The organism is Granulicella tundricola MP5ACTX9 (assembly GCF_000178975.2).
GTDB lineage: Bacteria > Acidobacteriota > Terriglobia > Terriglobales > Acidobacteriaceae > Edaphobacter > Edaphobacter tundricola.
In genome coordinates this window covers 1,973,645-1,995,406 of the sequence record NC_015064.1, presented here as the reverse complement: position 1 = coordinate 1,995,406, position 21,762 = coordinate 1,973,645, and the positions used below count along the sequence as shown (strand labels likewise).

Sequence of the window (21,762 nt, the reverse complement as noted above, 5' to 3'; positions counted from 1 at the left end):
ACAGATCATGCAGTCCGTCACCACCCTGCCTCCAGTCATCGCGGAAGCCATCTCCCGTGGCGTGACCATCCTCACCCCCGGCCAGCGAGCCGCACGCACCCTCCGCCTCGCCTACGACCTCCACCAGCGAGCCTCCGGCATCCCCACCTGGACCCCACCCGAGATCCACCCCCTGGACTCCTGGCTCACCACCCTCTGGCACCGCCTCACCGTCACCGGCCAGGCCGACCGTCTCCTCCTCAACCCCACCCAGGAGCACGTCCTCTGGCGCCAGATCATCACCTCCGACCCCGAGGTCTCCGGCCTCCGCTCCCCCGACTCCCTAGCCAGCATGGCCGCCTCCGCTTGGCGCACCCTCTGCCTCCACAACGGCCGTACCCGCCTCCCCGGCTCCGCCACCAGCACAGACACCCGAGCCTTCGAGCGCTGGGCCCAGACCTTCCAGCGCCTCTGCCTCCGCCAGGCCTACCTCTCCCCCGCCCAGCTCCCCGAACTCCTCACCGCCACCGTCAATCTCCCCATCCCCCCCGCCGGTCTCCTCCTCCTGGACTTCGACACCCTCCTCCCCGCCCACCAGACCCTCTTCGACACCCTCTCCCCCGTAGCCCACCACCAGACCACCACCCCCGCCCCCCCCCACCTCCACGCCGCCGCAGATCCACGCTCAGAACTCCTCACCGCCGCAAACTGGATCGCCCAGACCCTCTCCGCCAACCCGGAATCCCGCATAGCCGTAGTAGTCCCGGACCTCGAATCCCGCCGCCCGGAGATCACCCGCATCTTCGCCCAGACCCTGTCCCCCGAGCTCCAGCGCTTCCCCACCCCCGCCACACCTACCCCCTTCGAGTTTGCCCTCGGTCAGCCCCTCTCCCACACCGCCCTCGCCGCCACCGCCCTCAACCTCCTCACCTTCACCCTCTCCCCCCTGCCTCTCGACACCATCAGCACCCTCCTCCTCTCCCCCTACCTCATAACCCCCATTGAGCAGCTCGCCGCAGCCGAGTTCGACGCCTTCACCCTCCGCCAGACCCGCCTCCTCCGCCCCGAGCTCACCCTCGAAGCCCTCCTCGCACTCCTCCCGGCCACCCTCCCCAGCCTCTCCGCCCGCCTCCGCGCCCTGCACCGCACCGCAAAGTCCGACCTCCCCACCCAGCAATCCCACGCCGCCTGGTCCGACACCTTCCGCGCCCTCCTAGAATCCGCCGGCTGGACCCGCACCGCACCCCTCGACTCCCTCGCCTTCCAGACTCACCGCCGCTTCTCCAGCGCCCTAGACGAGCTCGCCACCCTCGACTTCGACGGCACCCATCCCACCGCCGCAGCAGCCCTCGCCACCTTCACCCGCATCCTCGACCAGACCATCTTTGCCCCCGAATCCCACAACGCCCCCATCCAGATCTTGGGCCCACTTGAGATCGGCGCAGTCCCCTTCGACGCCCTCTGGTTCCTCTCCGCCGGCGACCTCACCTGGCCCAACCCACCCTCAACCTCCCCACTCATCCCCTGGCAGCTCCAACGAGCCCTGAACATCCCCGGCTCCGACCCCACCCAATCCCAGGCCGCCGCCCAAACCCTCACCACCCGCATCGCCCACTCCGCCTCCCAGGTCATCTTCAGCTACGCCGTCCAGGTAGACGAAGCCCACCAACGCCCATCCCCGTCAGTCACCGCCCTCAAACTCACTCCCCTAAAAGCCCTGGAAGCCCACACAACGCTGGCCCCGCAACCATACGACATCATTCCCGACCAAACCACCCTCCCCCCCCTCCCAGACGTCCCCCTCAGAGGCGGAGCCACCATCCTCCAACTCCAGGCCGCCTGCGCCTTCCGAGCGTTCGCAGAGCAACGTCTCTTCTCCTCCGAGCCCCAGCCCCGCACCCTCGGCCTCGACCCGCGCGACCGTGGCAACCTGGTCCACAAGGTCATGGAAGAACTCTGGTCCTGCATCCACGACCAGGGCGAACTCAAAGCCCTCACCTTGCCCGCCCGCGACTCCCTCCTCGCCGACTGCATCAACCACGCCCTCCAACGCACCGACCGCCTCGCCCAATCCCCCTGGGACGAGGCCTACCTCGGCACCCAACGCACCCGTCTCCTCACCCTCCTTCGCCCTTGGCTCGACCTGGAAGCCGCCCGCCCCGCCTTCGCCGTCCGCGCCCGTGAACAGGCCGACCGCCACGCCCAGCTCGGCCCCCTCACCCTCTCCCTCCGCATGGACCGCGTAGACGAGACCGACGCCGGCCTCGTCATCCTTGACTACAAGACCGGCGTGGCCGCCCCCTCGGACTGGCTCTCCGACCGCCCCGACGCCCCCCAACTCCCCCTCTACGCCGTCCTCACAGACCAGCCGGAAGAACCCGTCGCCGGCATAGCCTTCGCCATCCTCCGTGCCGGGGACGACCTCTGCCTCAAGGGCTACGCCACCGGCGACGACGTCTTCGGCAAGACCTCCCGCATGAACTTCCCCACCATGGAAGACCAGCTTGAAGACTGGCGCCGCGTCCTCACGCAGCTCGCCACATCCTTCGCCGAAGGCGACACAGCAGTGCTCCCCAAGTCCTACCCCAAGACCTGCGCCTACTGCGCGCAGCGTATCCTCTGCCGCCTCAACCCCACCACCCTCACAGACCTCAACGACGAAGAGCCAGAGGAGGCCGCCATTGCCTAACCTCACGTTAGTCCCCAAGCCCACACCCGCCGCAGACGACACCCCCGCCCGCCAGCAAGCCCTCGATATCCAGCAATCCTGGATCGTCCAAGCCCCCGCCGGCTCCGGCAAGACCGGCCTCCTCATCCAGCGCTTCCTCAAGCTCCTCGCCGCAGATAACGTGCAGGACCCAGCCCAGGTCCTCGCCATCACCTTCACCCGCAAAGCCACGGTGGAGATGCGCGACCGGGTCCTCACCCAACTCCAATCCGCCCACACCGGCACGCCCCCGCGCAACGACTTCGACCGCCTCACCCTCCCCCTCGCCCAGGCCGTCATCGAAAAAGACCGCCGCCAGGGCTGGAACCTCCTAGACTCCCCCCACCGCCTCGCCATCCGCACCATCGACTCCGTCTGCGTCGACATCGCCCGCTCCCTGCCCATCCTCTCCGGAGCCGCCGGTGCCCTCACCCCCACAGAGGACTCTGCCCCCCTCCACGCCGAGGCCGCCCGCCGCACCCTCATGCTCTTGGGCAGTGAAGACAAAACCCTCAGCACAGCGATAGAAACCGTCCTCCTCCACCGCGACGCCAACCTGGCCGACGTAGAAAACCTCATCGCAGACATGCTCCAGGTCCGCGACCAATGGGGCGAACTCATCCCCCTCGCCGCCGACGAACTCACCGACACCTACCTCGACACCATCGTCCTCCCCAAGCTGGACAAAGCCCTCGACCAAGCCATCTGCCGCGGCCTAACCCGCCTCTCCAAAGCCCTCCCGCCCCCCGTTCTCCAAAGCCTCTGCGAGCTGGCCGCAGACATGGGCAATGCCGAAGGTTACAAGGGCAACCCGTCTCCCATCGCCATCTGCGCCGGTCGCTACCCCATCCCCGGAGAAAAATCAGAGCACCTCGACCACTGGCGCGCCCTGATCCATCTTCTCGTCGCCCCATCCTCCCAGACCTTCCGCAAGAGCCTCAACGTCAATCACATCGGCTTCATGATCTCGGCCGCGCACAAAAAGCAGCTCGCCCAACTCATCGAACAAGTCGCCGACGACCCCGACCTCTGCAAGCTCCTCTGCTCCGTCAACGCCCTCCCCCCCATCCACTACCCCGCCGACCAGTGGCCCATCACCAAAGCCCTCTTCCGCGTCCTCAGCCGCGCCCTCGTCGAGCTCCAACTCGTCTTCGCCGCCCGCACCCAGTGCGACTTCGCCGAACTAGGCCTCCTCGCCCGCGCCGCCCTTCGCAACACCTCCGCCGTCAGCGACCTCGCCCAGGCCACCGGCCAGAACCTCCAGCACCTCCTCGTAGACGAGATGCAGGACACCTCCACCAGCCAGTACGAGCTCATCCAGCTCCTCACCCAGCACTGGGATGGCAGCAGCCAGACCGTCTTCCTCGTCGGCGACCCCAAGCAATCCATCTACCTCTTCCGCCAGGCCCGCGTAGAACGCTTCGTCAACACCATGCACAGTCGCACCTTGGGCGATGTCCCTCTCGGAGTCCTCAACCTAACCGCCAACTTCCGCTCCCAGAGCACTTTGGTCGAAAACTTCAACCAGGACTTTGGCCTTCTCTTCCCCACGCTAGCCTCCGGAAATCCCTCCGAAGTCTCCTACACCCCCGCCATCCCCCGTCGCCCTGCCACCCAACACGCAGCCCGCGAGTGGCACCCAACCCCCATCCCCTACACCGACGACACCAACACCCGCACCACCCAAACCACCCGCCAGCGCCGCCAGACCGCCACCGAAATCCGCGACCTCGCCGCCGCCTGGCTCGCCCGCGACCACACCGCAAGACTAGCCGTTCTCGTCCGCAACCGCAGCCACCTCATCGAAGTCGTAGCCGCCTTCAAGCAATCTCCCGCCGTCCCCTTCCGCGCCATCCAGATCGAACCTCTCCGCGAGCGCCAGGAGATCCTCGACCTCCTCACCCTCACCCGCGCCCTCCTTCACCCCGCCGACCGCACCGCCTGGCTCGCCCTCCTGCGCACCCCCTGGTGCGGCCTCACACTGACCGACCTCCACCTCCTCACGGGAGCCGACGACCCCACCCTCGCCCGCACCAGCATCATCCACCTCATCGCCACCCGTGGCGACCTCCTCTCCGATGACGGCATCGCCCGCCTCGAACCCGTCTGGCAGATCCTCTCCGCCGCCCTCGCCCAGCGCGGCCGCCTCCCCATCTCGCAGTGGATCGAGCGCACTTGGCGCTCCTTCAACGCACCCGCCTTCAGCACCCAAGAAGAGCTCGCAAACATAGACCAGTACCTCACCCTCCTCGACCAACTCGAGTCCCCCGGCAACACCCTGGACCTCACCCTCCTAGACCAGCGCCTGAGCAAGCTCTACGCCGCCCCCGCCGTCCACCCCGGAGCCGTAGACCTTATGACCATGCACGGTGCCAAGGGCCTCGAGTGGGACGCCGTCTTCGTTCCCGCCCTCGAGCGCACCGGCGCCAACAATCGCAGCCGTCTCCTCTCCTGGCTTGAGGTCGACGGCACCCCCGACCTCGACGACGACACCATCGCCCACGGCATCCTCGCCCCCATCCAGAGCAAAGGCACCGCCAGCCAGCAGCTCAACACCTGGATGCGCTCCATAGAGTCCGCCCGCGAAGCCGCCGAGCGCAAGCGCCTCTTCTACGTAGCCTGCACCCGCGCCCGCGAAGAACTCCACCTCTTCGCCAGCCCCGTCGCCAAACAGGACGGCACCCTTAGCATCCCACCCGCAAGCCTCCTCGCCTCCGCATGGCCCGCAGCAGAAGACCACTTCCATCCACCCGCGGCCCAGCTCATCGTGATGCCCACCCAGCCGCAGATCCTGGACTCCCTGGCAGCAGCAGCAGCCCCGCGCACGATCCTCCGCATCCCCCTATCTCCCATTGAACTCATACCGACTCCAGAGCCCACGCAACCCCAAACCCTCTTCGATCGCCCCGAAGGCAGCTTCGCCTCCCGCGCCTTCGGCAACACCGTCCACGCCTTCCTCGATCAGCTAGCAGCCCGCATAGCCGCAGGCGACACCCCCGCGCAACTGACCACCGAACTCCCACAATGGTCCCCACGCATAGCCCAACTCCTCCGCGCCTCCGGCCTCCCCCCCACCACCATCGACCGCTTCGCCCCCCGCGTCCTCACCGCCCTCTACAACACCCTTACAGACCCTGACGGCCAGTGGCTCCTGGCCGCCCATCCCAATGCCACCACAGAATCCGCCTTGGTCTCGTGGGACGAAACCCGCACCAGCATCCGCATGGACCGCACCTTCCTCGCAGGCGACTCCCCCCAAACCACCGCCTCCACCCACCAATGGATCATCGACTATAAAACAGCCGACCTGGGCGGCCGCACAGAATCCACCTTCCTGGCCGAAGAAAAGCAAAACTACGCCCCCCAACTCGAAGCCTACGCCGCCACCTTCCCGGCAGACACGCCCATCCGCCTAGCCCTCTACTACCCCATGCTCCCCAAACTAATCTGGTGGCCCACCACCAAGCCATAAAAAGAAAAAGGGGATAAGAGAAGAAGCCATAAGCATCCCCTCCTATCCCGCCTTGATCGGTCTTTTCCTCGTTACGCCTTGCTTTGTCCTCGCAGCAGCCGACTAAACCCCAACACTGTTGTGCCGAACATCCGCGCCACGCACCCAGAAGATCACATCCTCCGCGATATTCGTAGCATGATCCCCCACCCGCTCAAGGTTCCGCGAAATAATCAGCGCATTCAGCGACTGCGGTGTAAGCTCCGGCCGTTCCTTGATCAGAGAACTCAACGAGTAGAAAGCCGCATCGTTCATCTCATCCACCTGATCGTCCAACTGCAGCACAGACTGCGCCAACTCCGCATCACCTTCAATAAACGCCTGCAGCGCCTTCCGCACCATCGCACTTGCCAGTGACGCCAGCTTCGGAATATCCACCGGCAGATCGATGTTGGCGAACGCCCCCATCTCCTTCACCCGGATCGCGATATTGACCGCCTGATCCCCCACCCGTTCCAGGTCCGCATTGATGCGGATGACCGAAAGGATGAAGCGCAGATCCACAGCCATCGGCTGCTCCATCGCCAACAGGTCCAGCGCCATCTGGTCGATCTCGCGCTCCAGCCGATTGATCGCCGGCTCCGCCTTGAACACCAGCTCGCAGATCGTCAGATCCCGCGTCCGGTAGGCCTCAATCGAGCGCTGAATCGCCTGCTCCGCCAGCCCCGCCATGGTCAGCAGCTTTTCCTTCAGGTCGTCGAGATTCTGCTGAAATTTGATCCGCATCAGCCAAACCTCCCCGTGATGTAGTCCTCCGTGCGCTTGTCGCTCGGATTGGTAAAGATCTTGTGCGTCGGGGCGAACTCCACCATCTTCCCGTTCAGGAAGAATCCCGTGTTCTCCGCCACACGTGCCGCCTGCTGCATGTTGTGCGTCACAATCACGATCGTGTACTGGCTCTTCAACTGAAAGATAAGGTCCTCGATCTTCGAAGTCGAAACCGGATCGAGCGCCGATGCCGGCTCGTCCATCAGCAGAACCTCAGGATCGACAGCCAAGGCGCGAGCAATACACATTCTCTGCTGCTGACCGCCAGACAAACTCGCCCCGGACTTCTTCTTCAGATCGTCCTTGACCTCGTCCCAAAGCGCAGACTGCTTGAGCGAACGCTCCACAACCTCATCCAGAACCTTCTTATTGCGGAACCCATTCAGCTTCAGTCCACTCGCAACGTTGTCGTAGATCGACATCGTCGGAAACGGATTCGGCCGCTGGAACACCATCCCCACCCGCCGCCGTATCTCCACCGGCGAGGCCTGGCTATAGATATCCACGTCGCCCATCTTCACCGTACCCGTCGCACGCGCAATCGGATTCGTCTCATGCATCCGGTTCAGGCAGCGCACAAAGGTAGACTTGCCACATCCAGAAGGCCCAATCAACGCCGTCGCATGGTTCGCCGGAATGTGCAGGTTGATGTCCTGCAGCGTATGCGTCGTACCGTACCAGGCGTTCAGATTCTCAACTTGTATCCCGACTCCCACTAACTTCCCCCTTTGAGCGCGCCGCGGTTGGCAAACACGCGGACCAGCGTCACTGAAACCATAATCATCACAATCAGCACCAGCGAACCCGCCCACGCCAGACGATGCCATTCGTCATACGGCGAGATCGCATACACATAAATCTGCAACGGCAGAGCCGCAATCGGCTCATTCAGCTTCATACTCCAGAACTGGTTGCCGAACGCCGTAAACAGCAGCGGAGCCGTCTCTCCCGCCACACGCGAGAAAGCCAGCATGCACCCGGTAATGATCCCCGGTGAAGCCGTCCGCAGCGCCACGGAGAACGTAGTCCGCCACTTCGGCACGCCCAGCCCCAGGGCAGCTTCGCGCACCGCATGAGGCACCGTCGCCAGCATCTCCTCAGTCGTCCGAGTAATCGTAGGCACCATCATGATCGCCAGCGCCACTCCACCCGCAAATGCCGAGAAGTGTTTCTGCTGCATCACGATCAGCGAGTAAACCGCAATGCCCATCACAATCGAGGGCACGCCATTCAGCACATCCGCCGTAAACCGCACCGCAGTCGCCAGCCATCCACCCCGGCCAAACTCCGCCAGGTAGACGCCGGCAGCAATCCCAATCGGAATCCCCATCAGGCTCGATAGAAACAGCACAATCCCGGATCCGACGATCGAGTTCGCCATCCCGCCGCCCGGATTCCCCACCGGTGCAGGAATCTTCGTAAAGAAGGCCACATTCAATGAGCTGAACCCCTTGTAGAACAGGTAGATCAGAATCGCCACCAGCGGCGCGATCACCATCACCGTCGCCAGCACAGCCAGCCCCGTCACCAGGTGATTCGTAAACGTCCGCCGCGCGTTATTGATCCGCATCCCGCGCGATTGAAAGTTCATCGGAGCCCTCGGGCTCGGATCGTTCGGCAGTACAGCCTGTGTCGCCATCTTAGGCCGCCCTTCCCGGTGCGCCGCGCGTCACCGCCCAAACCAGCAGACGAGCCAGCGCATTCACCACAATCGTCACCAGGAACAGCGCCAGCCCAATCTCGATCAGCGCACTCAAATAAAGATCGCCGGAAGCCTCGGCAAACTCATTCGCAATGACGCTCGCCAGCGTATAGCCCGGCGCAAACAGGCTCTTCGAAATGACCGGGTGGTTCCCGATCACCATCGTCACCGCCATCGTCTCGCCCAGCGCACGCCCCAGCCCAAGAATCACCGCACCCACAATCCCGATCCGCGCATTCCGCAGCACGCCCGTCCGGATCATCTCCCACCGAGTAGCCCCCAGCGCCAGCATCGCCTCCCTCTGATGGTTCGGCACAGAGAGCATGATGTCCCGCGTCAGCGAAGAAATAATCGGCAGAATCATGATCGACAGAATGATCCCAGCCGTCAGCAGCCCAACCCCAAAGTTCGGCCCTTCAAAGAAGCCCGTCCACCCCAGGTACTTCAGCAGCACCGGCCCAATGTTGTCGCGCACCAGAGGCACCAGCACAAACACTGCCCAGAGCCCATAAACCACGCTCGGAATCGCCGCCAGCAACTCAGTCAGAAACGAGATGGGAGCCCGCAGCGCCTTCGGGCAAAGCTCCGTAATAAATACCGCCACGCCCAGCGCCAGGGGCACCGCAATCAGCAGCGCCAGAAAAGAGGTCGCCAGCGTCCCAAAGATAAACGGCAGCGCTCCAAACGACCCGCTCACCGGGTCCCAATCCTGGCTCGAAAAGAACTTGAACCCGAACTGCGCCAGGCTCAGCTTCGACCGCAGAATCAGGATCGAAGCGATAAAAATCACGATTGCAAAGATGCTGCACGCGCAAATCAGCATCGCCGCGGAGAAAGCGCTATCCGCCACTCGACCGCTGCCGCGCGTTCTCAGGTATTCGCGAACTACGGAGGGAGGACCATTCTGATCCGGCGGTATCGGCTCGGCAGCGGCAACAAAATTCGTGACCGCAGGAGCCTTCGAGATGGAGGTCATAGTGTTCAAAGGATCGTCTGTCATGCCTGGGAAGTAAAGCGTCCTGCAAATGAGTATGCCGCACAGTCACGTGGACTGTGCGGCGTATAGGGATTTACTTGACCGACATAATCGTCTGATGCACGCGATCCGCAACAGCCTTCGGCAGCGGAGCGTACGTCATGGCCGCAGCCTCGCCTTCGCCCTTTTCGAGCATCCAGTTCAGGAAACCCTGCAGAGCCTTGCCTTTAGCCGCATCCTTGGACTGCACAGGAATCAACAGCCACGTAAAGCTGGAGATCGGATAAGAGTCCGCGCCCGGTGCATTCGTGATCGAAACCCGGTAGTCAGCAGGAATGTTCTTCGCATTCGCAGCCGCCGCAGCCGTCACGCCAGACGTCGAAGCCTTCACAAACTTGCCCGCCGCGTTCCGCACCAGACCGAACTGCATGTGATTCGTCTCGGCATAGATCAACTCGACATAACCGAACGAGTAAGGAAGCTGACGCACCATACCGGCGACGCCCTCATTGCCCTTCTGCCCAATCCCAACCGGCCACTTCACGCTCGCCGCACGGCCAACCTTTTGCAACCACTCCGGGCTGATCTTCGCAAGATAGTCCGTAAAGATATAAGTCGTACCGCTTCCATCCGAGCGATAAACCGGCAGAATCTGCTTGTCCGGAAGATTGACGCCCGGGTTCTCCTTGGCGATATACGGATCGTTCCACTTCGTAATCTTGCCCAGGTAGATCCCCGCAATCGCATCCTGCGAGAACTTGATCTCCTGGTTCACGCCCGGCAGGCTATACACCGGCACCACCGCGCCCAGCACGGTCGGAATCGCCATCACCTTGACCTTCGCCTCGGCGATCTGCTGGTCCGTCATCACAGCGTCGCTCGCGCCAAAGTCCACAGTCCCTTCGGTAACCTGGCGGATACCGCCGCCGGACCCGATCGACTGATAGTTGATCTTCACCTCGGGATGAAGCTGGTTGTACTCCGTGAACCACTTGGAGTAAATCGGATACGGAAACGTAGCGCCCGCCCCATTGATATTCTGCGCACACGCCATCGCCGCGCTCATCGCCAGCAGACCAGTTGCCACAATCTTCAGTTTCAAGCTTCCCCCTCGAAAGTCATACATTCTATGCAACAACTTCACCTCCAAGTGTCAGGTCTCATTGTTACGGGCAGGTTACACAGTCGATAAAAGCCCAAGAATGAACGTCAAGTAACCTTAGTGCACAGGATAAAGAGCCTTCGGTAACGTGAACAAAAAGCAGCTTCCTTCGCCCAACTCACTCTCCGCCCGAATCGTCCCGCCCTGCGCCTGTACCATGTGCCGCACGATCGATAGTCCCAACCCAGTCCCTCCAGACTCACGCGACCGGGTCTTATCCACCCGGTAGAACCGCTCAAAGATACGATTAAGATGCTCAGATGCAATCCCCTGTCCAAAGTCCCTCACACTGAACTCCACCGCATCGTAAGGCGCCGCCACCTCCCGCGCGCTGATCACCACCCTAGTCCCGCCACCCGCCTTCGGCTGCCCATACTTGATCGCATTCTCAATCAGGTTGCTCAACACCTGCATCACCGCATCATGGTCCGCAAACACCTGGCAGTCCGTAATCGTTCCAATCTCCAGCACCCCTTCGTTCTCCTGCACCAGCCCCTTCATCCCTGCGACAGCCTCCCGCACCAGCAGATCCGCAGGCACCGGAGCCGGGCTTAACTCCACCGTCGCCGCCTCCACCCTGGCCATCACCAGCAGATCCTCGGTCAGTCGATTCATCCGCGTAGCATTCTTCAGGATCGTCCCCAGGAACTCCCGCCCCTGCGGCGAAATCCCCGCCTCATGATCCAGCAGCGTCTCCACATACCCGGTGATGGAGGTCAAAGGCGTCCGCAGCTCATGCGATACATTAGCCACAAAGTCCTTCTGCGTCCGCTCCACCTCTTCAATCCGCGTCACATCATGCAGCACCGCCACCGCACCGCCCCCCGGCATCGGTGAAGCGTTCACCTCGTAGATCCGCCCCGGCACCAGTGACGTCGAGCGCCTCACCGCAACCGCCGTATCCTCCAGCGCCACCCGCACGCACTCCAGCACATCCGGGTCCCTCACCGTCTGCACCAGCGCATGTCCCACCCTCACCGCACCCGTAAAGTATCCGCCCGGCAGCAGCATCATCTTCTGCATCCGCTCGTTCGTCCACTGGATTCGCCCAGCTGCGTCCACCGCCACCACGGCATCCTGCATGGAATCCAGCAACGCCTCGAGCTGCCGCCGGCTCTCCGCAGCAGTCTCCAGCGATCCCTGCACCCGCTTTGAAGCCGTAGAAAGCGCCTGCGCAAGCCCATCAAAATCCCGGAACCCCGTAGTCAGCGGCTTCTGCTCACCCTCAATCATCGAGTTGGCAGAAGCCTGCATCGGCCCCAGGATTCGCTGCAAGGAATGAGCCGTCCAGAGCGCCATCAGCGCAGCCCACACCAACAGGATTCCACCCACCGCCACGGCCGGCAGATCAGGAAACGCCGTCACAATGGCAAACACCACCCCTGCGGCGAACAGGAGACGTACGAAAAGCTTGAAAAATAAACTCCGCGTCATCCTGCCGCCCAGTCAGCCATCAAACCCACCCGCCACACCTCAAACACGCTGCCTTAAGCCGGCAGAACCTTCGGAATCTCAAACCGATAGCCGGCACCGCGCATGGTCTTCAAGTAGCGCGGCGTCTCAGCATCCTCTTCAATCTTCTCCCGAATCCGCCGGACATACACATCCACAGACCGCGGCGTCACAAACCGTGCATCGCCCCAGACAGCATCCAGGAGGTGATCCCGGCTGAACACCCGTCCAGGATGCCGAGCCAGGTAATCCAGCAGCCGGAACTCCGTCGCGGTCGTCGTGACCAATTCACCCTTGACCCGGAGCTGCATCGCACCGGCGTCGATCTCGATCTGCTCGAACTTCAAAATAGAGGGCGTCGTAGGACGCTCGAAGCGCCGCAGCACCGCCTTCACCCGAGCCACCAACTCCCGCGTCGCAAACGGCTTGGTGATGTAGTCGTCCGCCCCCAGTTCCAGCCCCTGCACCCGGTCGTTCTCAGCCGCCCGTGCGGTCAAAAAGATAATCGGCACCACGCTCAATGTCGGATTCAGCCGCAACCGGCGGCACAAGTCCAGCCCATCGCCGCCCGGAACCATAATGTCGAGCAAGAACAGAGACGGCGGCTGCCGCTCAGCGTCAGAGACGATCTGCTGGATCGCAGCATAGGGCCGAACCGTGAAACCGGCACTCTCAAGGTGGTACTGCACCAGGCGGGAGATGTCCGCGTCATCTTCCAGCACGAAAATCGTCTGACTCAAGCGAGAAACCTCCATGGGCCGAAGCCCGGCACGTTGCGTGCCCCTCACAGCTTAGACCAGTCCGCCTCCAGCCTTTGCTAACATCCTGTAAATCCTGACCCATTCGGGTCATACAACCATGAACTGCAATCATTTATCCTAATCCGAGGAGGGAGACCGCGCGATGCCTGCAGGCGAACACCTGATCCTTTGTGTAGATGACGAGATGGTTGGTCTTGAGGTGCGTCGCATCCTCCTTGAGCGCGCCGGATATCGCGTCCTCACCGCTGGTGACGGGAGCAAAGGTCTTGAGCTTTTCGCCAGTGAGCCCGTGGAAGCCGTCGTCCTGGACTACGCCATGCCCGGCATGAACGGTGCTGAAGTCGCCCGTTCCATGCGCATCACAAAACCCAATATCCCCATCCTCATGCTCTCCGCTTACACCGTCCTGCCCGCCGAGGTGACCAGAATCGTCGACCTCGCGATGACAAAAGGCGAAGGCGCACCAGCTTTACTGGAAAAGCTTGGCAGTCTTCTGCCGGCGTCTGCATCTTAGTGAGTACACTGCGTTAGACGGTGCTCGTCGTCCCGCTCTGAAGTGAGGCGTTCGTCCGCTCTCAAAAGAGTCTTGGGCCCGCGATATTGACACGCTTCTCAGGGACGGGTTGTGAACTCAGCTAGATTCGACAATATCCTCCGCCAGGTCCTCATTGTTCCCATCTTTGCCGTCCTCTTGGGGGCTGCAGGACTCTACTGGCAGATTCACGATGCCAACCGCACCGTTGGATTCATCCAGGCAGCAGATGACAGAATTACCCACACCCTCTTCGTCGAGCGACTCATCCTCGATCAGGAGACGGGGCTGCGCGGCTACCAGACGACCAACGACGATCAGTTTCTCGATCCCTACTACACCGCCGACAAACAACTCGATCTCGCATTCTTCAAACTCTCCAACTTCTATGCAATCGGCACGCCGCAGCGCACCCTCGCAGACCACTTCATCACCACGCACAACGCCTGGGAACAAGGCTTCGCAGTCCCCCTCATCGCGACCATGCGCGCCGGAGGCCACACCAACGACCCCGACCTCAACGTTCAGGGCAAACATGAGATGGACGCCGTCCGTCTTGATGCCGCGGCCCTCACCCGCGCCGACCAGGCCAGCCGCGACGCCGCCATCTCCCACTGGAAGACTCAGGTCCGCCACATGGAGACCGCCCTGGGCCTCTCCGCAGTCTTCGTCGGCCTCATCATCGGCCTCTACACCCGAGTCCTCATCCATGACATCTCGGAAGCCTTCAAACGCTCCAACCACATCCTCCGCAAACGCGCTGAAGAGGCCTTCCGAGCCGAACAGCGCCTTCGCACCACCCTCGCCAGCATCGGTGACGGCGTCATCACCTGTGACCCCACCGGGCTCATCCAGACCATCAACCCCGTAGCTCAGGAGCTCACCGGCTGGGCAGAAGCAGAGGCCCACAACCAGCCGCTCGAACACGTCTTCCGCATCATCAACGAGACCACCCGGGAACCGGTAGAAAATCCCGTCACCAAGGTCGGCCGCCTCAAGACTGTAGTTGGCCTGGCCAACCACACCCTCCTCATCCGTAAGGACGGCACGGAGATCTGCATCGACGATAGCGGCGCGCCCATCCGAGACAAGCAAGGCGAACTCATCGGCATCGTCCTCGTCTTCCGCGACGTCACCATCTCCCGCAAATCCCAGGCCGCCCTCCTCGCCAACGAGAAACTAGCCGTAGCCGGCCGCCTCGCAGCCACCATCGCGCATGAGATCCACAACCCCCTCGACTCCGTCTCCAACCTCCTCTTCCTCATGGATGGCGAGTCCACCCCCGCCGAAAGCGCCGCCTTCCTCCAACTCGCCAAGCAAGAGGTCTCCCGAGTCACTCAGATCAGCCGCGCCATGCTCAGCCTCTACCGCGAGTCCCGCGCACCCGTCCCCATCGACCTCAAAGAGCTCCTCGAGTCCATCCTCCTGCTCATGAACGGTCGCCTCGCCAACCTCCAGGTCACCGTCACCCCGGACCTGCCCGCCAATCTCATCGTCCAGGGCTTCCCCGCCGAGCTCCGCCAGGTCTTCACCAACCTCATCTCTAACGCAGCAGAAGCCGCCTCCCCCAGCGGCCACGTCCACCTCACCGCAGAACCCGAGCCCGCCTACCCCACACCTGATAGCCTCCGCACCCAGGACGGCGTCCTCATCACCGTAGAAGACGACGGCCCCGGCATCGACGCAGAAACCCGAGCCCGCCTCTTCCAGCCCTTCTTCACCACCAAGGGCGAGCAAGGCACCGGCCTCGGCCTCTGGGTCAGCCGCGGCATCCTCACCAAGCACGGAGCCACCATCAACCTGGCAAGCAGCACCGACTCCGACGACCACGGCACCACCGTCACCGTCTTCCTCGCCACCAATCCCACCATCCAGGTAGGCGGCGACTAGAACGCCGTGGAACTGGAACGATTCGTGTGCCCCACCCTCATCGCGGCTTCATGCGATTAGGGTGGGCATCGGCGAAGCCGACCCTGCCACAAAACTAGACGGCAGCCCCCACCCCAGCCAGCACCTCCACCGCAACCCCGGCAGCCGTCACACAATCCTCCCGCGACACGTCATAGTGCGTCACAAATCTCACTGCATGAGGCCCAATCGCACTAGCCGCCACCCCCCGTTCCTTCAAAGCCGCCACATAAGCAGCAGCATCCCCACCATCCTTAAGGTGGAAGATAACAATATTCGTCTGCACAGCCTCCAGGTCGATCTCCACCCCTTCAACCCCCGCCACAGCCTCCGCCAGCACCCGAGCGTTCGCATGATCCTCATGCAATCTCTTCGGCATCTCCTCCAGCGCAATCAGCCCCGCAGCCGCCAGCACCCCAGCCTGCCGCATCCCGCCGCCCAGCGCCTTCCGCACCGACCGAGCCTCCGCAATCGCATCCTTGCTCCCCACCAACATCGACCCCACCGGAGCCCCTAAGCCCTTCGACAAACAAAACATCACCGTGTCAAAGCCCTTCGTCAACTCCGCAACGCCAACCCCCAGCGCCGCAGCAGCATTGAACACCCGAGCCCCATCCAGATGCACCGGCAACCCAGCCTTCTTCGCCCCCGCCCAAATCTCTTCGAGCACCCCCAGCGGAGTCACCGTCCCCCCCGCCATATTGTGCGAGTTCTCCAGACAGATCAGCCCCGTCTTAGCCCGGTAATAAATCGTAGGCGCAATCGCCGCCTTCAGCAGCCCCCACGTCAGAATCCCCCGCTCCGCCGCCACCGTCCGAGCCTGGCACCCTGCAAACGACGCCATCATCGCCATCTCCCAATCCAGCACATGGCTCCGCGCCTCGCAGATCACCTCCTGCCCATGCTGCGTATGCATCCGAATCGCAATCTGATTCCCCATCGTTCCGGTCGGCACAAAAATCGCCGCCTCCCGCCCAAAAACCTCGGCCGCCCGCACCTCAAGCCGATTGATCGTAGGATCTTCCCCATAAACATCATCCCCAACCTCAGCCTCACTCATCGCCCGACGCATAGCCACCGTAGGCCGCGTAACCGTATCACTCCGCAAATCAATCATCGAATCTCCCTTACCTTAATTGTCTTACCGCTTCATTTTGTTTGTCATTCCGCAGCGAAGCAGAGGAACCTGCAGTTGCAGTTGTATTTCTTGCTTGTCATCCCCGAAGGGGACCTGCGTCTGCTGTTGCCGTTGTTAGTTCTACGCCGTCATTCTGAGCGAAGCTCAGAACCTCCGTATTGGCACTTGCACTTGCCGTTGTCTGTTCTCAAACCCCAACCACCAACAACCTCTCAAAGACCTCATTCGAAACCATCCGCCCCCGCTCACTCAACCTCACCCACGTCCCATCCCGCACCACCAACCCCGCCTCCACAACATCATCCAACTCCACCACCCGCCCAAACTCCCGTTCCACCGCCCGCAAATCCACCCCCCTTACCTCCCGCAGCCCTAAGAAAAGCGTCTCCTCAAACCCCTCATCCACCCCTACCCGATCGACCGTCCGCGCAAACCCCTCTCCCGGCAGCCCCGCCCCCATGTACTCCCCCATCGAATCCGCATTGGCCCACCGAACCCCACCCAACCCATCCCGCAGCATCGAGTGCGCATCCAGCCCAAACCCCAGATACTCCTCCCGCCGCCAGTACTTCAAATTATGCGCAGACTCCCCACCCACCCGAGCAAAATTGGAAATCTCATACTGCCGAACGCCCGCGGCCTCAAGCCACTCCGCCCCCATCGCATACCAGTCCGCAACAGCGTCCTCATCCGGTAGCTCCCCCGCCCCATAACGCCCCCCACCGGCAATCTTTTCCCGCCCCAGCCGCGAATCCTCATCCACCTCCAGCATATAAACGCTCACATGCTCCACCCCCGACCCCACCGCCACCTGAACCGACTCCCGCCAGGAATCCAGCGTCTGCCCCGGCAACCCACAAATCAAATCAATCCCCAGCCGAGAAACCCCAGCCGCCATAAACCGCTGAATCTCCCCCAGACACTCCACCCGAGTATGCGTCCGCCCCACAGCCGCACTCTCCCGATCCACAAAGCTCTGCACCCCAAAACTAACCCGATTCATCCCAGCCGCTAAAAAAGCGTCCAGCGTAGCCGAAGACATCTGCCCCGGAGCACACTCCACCGTAATCTCACTCCCCACCGCAACCTCAAACTCCCCCGAACCCCCGCAAACACCCGCACCACCATCTCCGGCTCCAGCAGAGAAGGCGTCCCCCCACCAAAGTAGATCGAATCCACCCCTCCAGGCACCGTCACCCTCAGCCCCTTCGCATAAGCTCGAGCCCCACGCATCTCATCCAGCAGCCGCCCCACATACCCATCCATCCGCTCGGCGGCAAACACCCCCGAAGCAAAGTTGCAGAAGCTGCACTTCGCCTTGCAGAACGGAATCGAAACATAAATCCCAGCACCCATCTCCCAATTCTATCTACCTGCCACCACAAATACTCCGTGCCCCATTCATCACGGCATCATCGTGATGAGTGGGTCCACCTCAGATTCCACATTCCGCACCGATCTGTAACCCGCAACATCTAAAATCAAGCCAAGCATGCCCACCGACAAAAAAGCAGCCGAAAAAGCCAAACAGAAGACCCCCGAAAAGAAGCCCGCAGACGACGACGCCGTAGGCAAGATCTACGATTCCCGCCTCGCCGCCCGCCTCTTCCGCTACCTCAGCCCCTACAAGCTCCAGGTAGCCATCTCCGCCTTCTCCATCCTCATCAAGGCTGGCTCAGACGTCGCCGGCCCCTTCCTCATCAAGGTCGCGGTCGATACCTACATGACCCAAACCCCGCACGAGAAACTCGGCTGGCTCGGCCGCCACCTCTCGCCCAACCCCATGACCGGCATCACTGAAGCAGCCGGCCTCTACTTCCTCGCCCTCCTCCTCTCCTTCGGCCTCGAGTTCATCCAGACCTACCTCATGCAGTGGACCGGCCAGAAGATCATGTTCGATCTCCGCAGCCAGATCTTCCGCCACATCCAAACCCAGGACACCGGCTTCTTCGATAAAAACCCCGTAGGCCGCCTCGTCACCCGCGTCACCTCGGACGTGGACGCGCTCAACGAGATGTTCACCTCCGGCGTCCTCGCCATCTTTGAGGACGTCTTCGTCCTCCTCTTCATCGTCATCATCATGCTCTCGATGAACTGGGCTCTCGCCCTGCTCACCTTGACGGTCATCCCGGCCATCCTCTACGTCACCAGCGTCTTCCGCAAGCATGTCCGCGAGTCATACCGCCGCCAGCGCGGAGCCACCGCCCAGATCAACTCCTTCACCCAGGAGTACGTCTCCGGCATGAGCATCGTGCAGCTCTTCAACCGTGAGCGCCGCGCCCTCACCGACTTCAACGACGCCAACGACCGCAACAAGCAGGCCTGGACCGACGCCATCTTCGCCTACGCCCTCTACTACCCCATCGTCGAGTTCCTTAGCTACCTCGCCATCTCCCTCGTCCTCTGGCGCGGCGGCATCGGCGTCATGCAGGCCGTCGGCATCGACCCGCACCTCATCCAGAGCCGCCTCGGTGGAACCGTCACCATCGGCATCCTCGTCGCTTTCATCCAGTACGCCCAGCGCTTCTTCCGCCCCATCCAGGATCTCTCGGACAAATACAACATCCTCCAGGCCGCCATGGCCGCCGCGGAGCGCGTCTTCAAGCTCCTCGACGAAAACCCAAGCATCGTCTCCCCCGCCCAGATCACAGTCCCCGACCCATCGGACGGCACCTACGGCCGCATCGAGTTCAAAAACGTCTGGTTCACCTATGAGCAGCTAGGCGATGAAGACAAGCTCTTCCTCGCCCGCACCACCCCCGGCTCAGACGACATCGCAAAGCATGTCGGTCACGTCGAGTGGATCTTGAAGGGTGTCTCCTTCACCATCAATCCCAACGAAACCGCCGCCATCGTAGGCCACACCGGAGCCGGCAAGACCACCATCACCGGCCTCATGATGCGTTTCTACGACATCCAGCACGGCCAGATTCTCATCGACGGCGTAGACGTCCGCCAGCACGACCTAAAGGCCCTCCGTCAGCGCTTCGGCGTAGTCCTCCAAGACCCATTCCTCTTCTCCGGCACCATCGCCCAGAACATCCGTCTCGGCACCCCGTGGATCACCGAAGCCCAGGTCGAACGAGCCGCAGACGAGGTCAACGTAGGCGACTTCATCCGCACCCTCCCCCTCGCCTTCGCAGAGCCCGTCCGCGAGCGCGGTGCCGGCCTGAGCACCGGCCAGAAGCAATTAGTCTCCTTCGCCAGGGCACTGGCCCACGCCCCCGGCATCCTCATCCTGGACGAAGCCACCAGCTCCGTCGACACAGAAACCGAGCACCTCATCCGCACCGCTCTCGCCCGCATGATCACCGGCCGCACCAGCGTCCTGATCGCCCACCGCCTCAGCACCATCCAGTCCGCCGACACCATCCTGGTCATGCACAAAGGCCAGCTAAGAGAGCAAGGCACCCACCAGCAGCTCCTGGCCCATCACGGCCTCTACTACAAGCTCTACCAACTCCAATACCAAGACCAGGAACAACTCCCCGCCGCAGTCTAACCCCAGCCCCAAGCCTCACCACTCCACATCAGCAACACCCCCCCAGGGGTCATTCTGAGCGCAGCGAAGAACCTCCGTAGCGGCAGTTGCGGTTGCGGTTGCCGTTGCGGTTGCGGTTGCCGTTGCAGTTGCAGTTGCGGTTGCAGTTGCAGTTGCGGCTGCAGTTGCCGTTGCCGTTGCAGTTGCAGTTGCCGTTGTTCGTTTTGGTCGTCATTCTGCGCGAAGCGGAGAATCCCCGTAGTTGCCGTTGTTTGTTCCACGCCGTCATCCTGAGCGAAGCGAAGGACCCCCGTATTTGGCTGTTGCATTTGCCGTTGCCGTTGCCGTTGCCATTGCGGTTGCGGTTGCGGTCGCGGTTGCGGTTGCCGTTGCGGTCGCGGTTGCGGTTGCCGTTGCGGTTGCCATTGCGGTTGCGGTTGCGGTTGCGGTTGCGGTTGCGGTTCGGATTAGAGGTGGGCTTTAGCCCACCGCCAGCAGGCAAAAATACATCGGGCTTTAGCCCCGGGTCCTCTTCTCCTCACCCAAACCGCCTCCATGCCCCATTCATCGCAGCATCACCGCGATGAGTAGGAAGTAAAATGCTCTTCCGTTGTTATTCCCGCAGGTAACCTGCATCTGCTGTTGCTCTTCATATCTGCCTGAAAGCTCTATGAGAACATCCCGGAATACCCCTTGAAACTCAACCCTCTGACGCCGCCGAATACCTCACCGATCCAGAGAAAGTCTCTGCCAACCTCACAGACGCCCACGAAGCGAAGATCACGCCATAATCACCAACGCCCTGAAAACCATAGCCCGAACTCGCGGCAATCAGTACTGATCGCCTTTATCAATCCTTATCAACTCAATCTTTTTGCCATGAACCAGCAAGCACCATCCCGCCCTGATTCATCTTCCCTCTTTATTCGAGGCAAGCCTTTCCCCATCAACCACTTACAACTATTTTCACCAAAAACACCAGTAAAATCGCATGTCAAGCCCCCCAGCACCCTGAAAATCATCTAACTTCAACAAAATCAAAGAAGATAAAAGTCAAAAAAAGATGGCGTATTTACCCCCGCCAATCCCGTACAATTAACGTAGAGCAAGAAAAAAGACACTCAGGCTGAACTACCAGCGTAAGTGCCTTCTTTTGAATACTTTATCTGCAAACCCTTTAGAATCAAGACCGAAAAGCCAGTCCAAGCCTAACCCAAATGGAATGAAGACTTTGCATGAAACCAGGGGGGAGGGGGTACCCTACCCAACCGGAGGTTTAGCATCCAGCGGACGAGGATAGGTCGCCGTAACCGTAGTAGAAATCCCACCCCGAGGACGGAAGTCGCCCTTGATCACAGCCCAGACCGGATCGGTAGCCTTCACCACGTCATCCAGAATCTGGTTCACAATATTCTCCTGAAAGATCCCCAGGTTCCGGTAGTGGAACAGGTACTCCTTCAGGCTCTTCAGCTCCAGGCACTCCTTGCGGGGCATGTAGCGGATCGTCAGAATCCCGAAGTCGGGGAGCCCGGTTTTCGGGCAGATGGAGGTAAATTCAGGATCGTCCACAAGGATCTCGTATCCCTGAAACTGGTTCGCCCACACGTCGATCGCAGGAAAGACATGGTCGAGCCCTGAAGCAGCATGGTCGTCGGTATAGCCCGTGTTCTGAGTACGCATCGCCT

At 61.8% G+C, this 21,762-nt stretch carries 18 protein-coding genes; 6 read left to right on the top strand and 12 right to left on the bottom strand.

The window, feature by feature from the left end; all coding sequences use genetic code 11:
• Positions 1–7: 7 nt before the first annotated feature.
• Both ACIX9_RS08560 and ACIX9_RS08555 read left to right on the top strand, forming a co-directional pair.
• Positions 8–2,668, top strand: coding sequence for a PD-(D/E)XK nuclease family protein (locus ACIX9_RS08560; protein WP_198152181.1), 2,661 nt, complete (start codon positions 8–10; stop codon positions 2,666–2,668).
• The gene (locus tag ACIX9_RS08555; protein ID WP_013580080.1) at positions 2,661–6,158 is read left to right on the top strand and encodes a UvrD-helicase domain-containing protein; all 3,498 of its coding nucleotides are present in this window, start codon (positions 2,661–2,663) and stop codon (positions 6,156–6,158) included. Before ACIX9_RS08560 ends, ACIX9_RS08555 begins: the two co-directional genes overlap by 8 nt.
• A 102-nt stretch (positions 6,159–6,260) precedes the next feature.
• Here the strand turns inward: ACIX9_RS08555 and phoU are convergent, their stop codons facing one another.
• From phoU to ACIX9_RS08520, 7 genes are all read right to left on the bottom strand, one after another.
• Positions 6,261–6,923 carry a phosphate signaling complex protein PhoU gene (phoU, locus tag ACIX9_RS08550; protein ID WP_013580079.1) on the bottom strand — a complete coding sequence of 221 codons (663 nt, stop codon included), beginning with the start codon at positions 6,921–6,923 and terminating at the stop codon, positions 6,261–6,263.
• Positions 6,923–7,681, bottom strand: a complete 759-nt coding sequence (gene pstB / locus ACIX9_RS08545) for a phosphate ABC transporter ATP-binding protein PstB (RefSeq protein WP_013580078.1) — start codon at positions 7,679–7,681, stop codon at positions 6,923–6,925. Before pstB ends, phoU begins: the two co-directional genes overlap by 1 nt.
• Positions 7,681–8,556, bottom strand: coding sequence for a phosphate ABC transporter permease PstA (pstA, locus tag ACIX9_RS08540; RefSeq protein WP_013580077.1), 876 nt, complete (start codon positions 8,554–8,556; stop codon positions 7,681–7,683). The genes pstB and pstA overlap by 1 nt, the downstream gene beginning before the upstream one ends.
• Positions 8,557–8,605: 49 nt before the next feature.
• On the bottom strand, positions 8,606–9,667 hold the full coding sequence (gene pstC / locus ACIX9_RS08535) for a phosphate ABC transporter permease subunit PstC (RefSeq protein WP_013580076.1): 1,062 nt from the start codon (positions 9,665–9,667) through the stop codon (positions 8,606–8,608).
• Positions 9,668–9,737: 70 nt separating this feature from the next.
• The gene (pstS, locus tag ACIX9_RS08530) at positions 9,738–10,745 is read right to left on the bottom strand and encodes a phosphate ABC transporter substrate-binding protein PstS (RefSeq protein ID WP_013580075.1); all 1,008 of its coding nucleotides are present in this window, start codon (positions 10,743–10,745) and stop codon (positions 9,738–9,740) included.
• Positions 10,746–10,862: 117 nt separating this feature from the next.
• Positions 10,863–12,185, bottom strand: coding sequence for a sensor histidine kinase (locus ACIX9_RS08525; RefSeq protein WP_232298831.1), 1,323 nt, complete (start codon positions 12,183–12,185; stop codon positions 10,863–10,865).
• Positions 12,186–12,292: 107 nt separating this feature from the next.
• A complete protein-coding gene (locus ACIX9_RS08520; protein ID WP_041597567.1) occupies positions 12,293–12,997 on the bottom strand; it encodes a winged helix-turn-helix domain-containing protein in 705 nt (234 codons plus the stop codon).
• A 163-nt stretch (positions 12,998–13,160) separates the two neighbouring features.
• Here ACIX9_RS08520 and ACIX9_RS08515 point away from each other — a divergent pair, with 163 nt between their 5' ends.
• Positions 13,161–13,532, top strand: a complete 372-nt coding sequence (locus ACIX9_RS08515; protein ID WP_013580072.1) for a response regulator — start codon at positions 13,161–13,163, stop codon at positions 13,530–13,532.
• 111 nt (positions 13,533–13,643) lie between these two features.
• Positions 13,644–15,440, top strand: a complete 1,797-nt coding sequence (locus ACIX9_RS08510; protein WP_013580071.1) for an ATP-binding protein — start codon at positions 13,644–13,646, stop codon at positions 15,438–15,440.
• 94 nt (positions 15,441–15,534) lie between these two features.
• Here the strand turns inward: ACIX9_RS08510 and ACIX9_RS08505 are convergent, their stop codons facing one another.
• From ACIX9_RS08505 to ACIX9_RS26835, 3 genes are all read right to left on the bottom strand, one after another.
• Positions 15,535–16,575: a threonine aldolase family protein gene (locus ACIX9_RS08505; protein ID WP_013580070.1), complete on the bottom strand. Its 1,041-nt coding sequence runs from the start codon at positions 16,573–16,575 to the stop codon at positions 15,535–15,537.
• A 208-nt stretch (positions 16,576–16,783) separates the two neighbouring features.
• Positions 16,784–17,677: a coproporphyrinogen-III oxidase family protein gene (locus ACIX9_RS08500; protein ID WP_232298830.1), complete on the bottom strand. Its 894-nt coding sequence runs from the start codon at positions 17,675–17,677 to the stop codon at positions 16,784–16,786.
• Positions 17,608–17,952, bottom strand: coding sequence for a hypothetical protein (locus ACIX9_RS26835; RefSeq protein WP_232298829.1), 345 nt, complete (start codon positions 17,950–17,952; stop codon positions 17,608–17,610). The genes ACIX9_RS08500 and ACIX9_RS26835 overlap by 70 nt, the downstream gene beginning before the upstream one ends.
• A 136-nt stretch (positions 17,953–18,088) precedes the next feature.
• Here ACIX9_RS26835 and ACIX9_RS08495 point away from each other — a divergent pair, with 136 nt between their 5' ends.
• Entirely contained in the window at positions 18,089–20,098 is a 2,010-nt protein-coding gene (locus ACIX9_RS08495; protein WP_013580069.1) for an ABC transporter ATP-binding protein, read from the top strand.
• A 49-nt stretch (positions 20,099–20,147) separates the two neighbouring features.
• On the opposite strand, the gene ACIX9_RS25695 is transcribed toward ACIX9_RS08495, so the two are convergent.
• Positions 20,148–20,579, bottom strand: coding sequence for a hypothetical protein (locus tag ACIX9_RS25695; RefSeq protein WP_013580068.1), 432 nt, complete (start codon positions 20,577–20,579; stop codon positions 20,148–20,150).
• Between the two features lie 191 nt (positions 20,580–20,770).
• Here ACIX9_RS25695 and ACIX9_RS25690 point away from each other — a divergent pair, with 191 nt between their 5' ends.
• Entirely contained in the window at positions 20,771–21,103 is a 333-nt protein-coding gene (locus ACIX9_RS25690; RefSeq protein WP_157477409.1) for a hypothetical protein, read from the top strand.
• Between the two features lie 234 nt (positions 21,104–21,337).
• Here ACIX9_RS25690 and queF read toward each other — a convergent pair whose 3' ends face one another.
• Positions 21,338–21,757, bottom strand: a complete 420-nt coding sequence (queF, locus tag ACIX9_RS08485; protein ID WP_013580067.1) for a preQ(1) synthase — start codon at positions 21,755–21,757, stop codon at positions 21,338–21,340.
• Between the last annotated feature and the right edge of the window lie 5 nt (positions 21,758–21,762).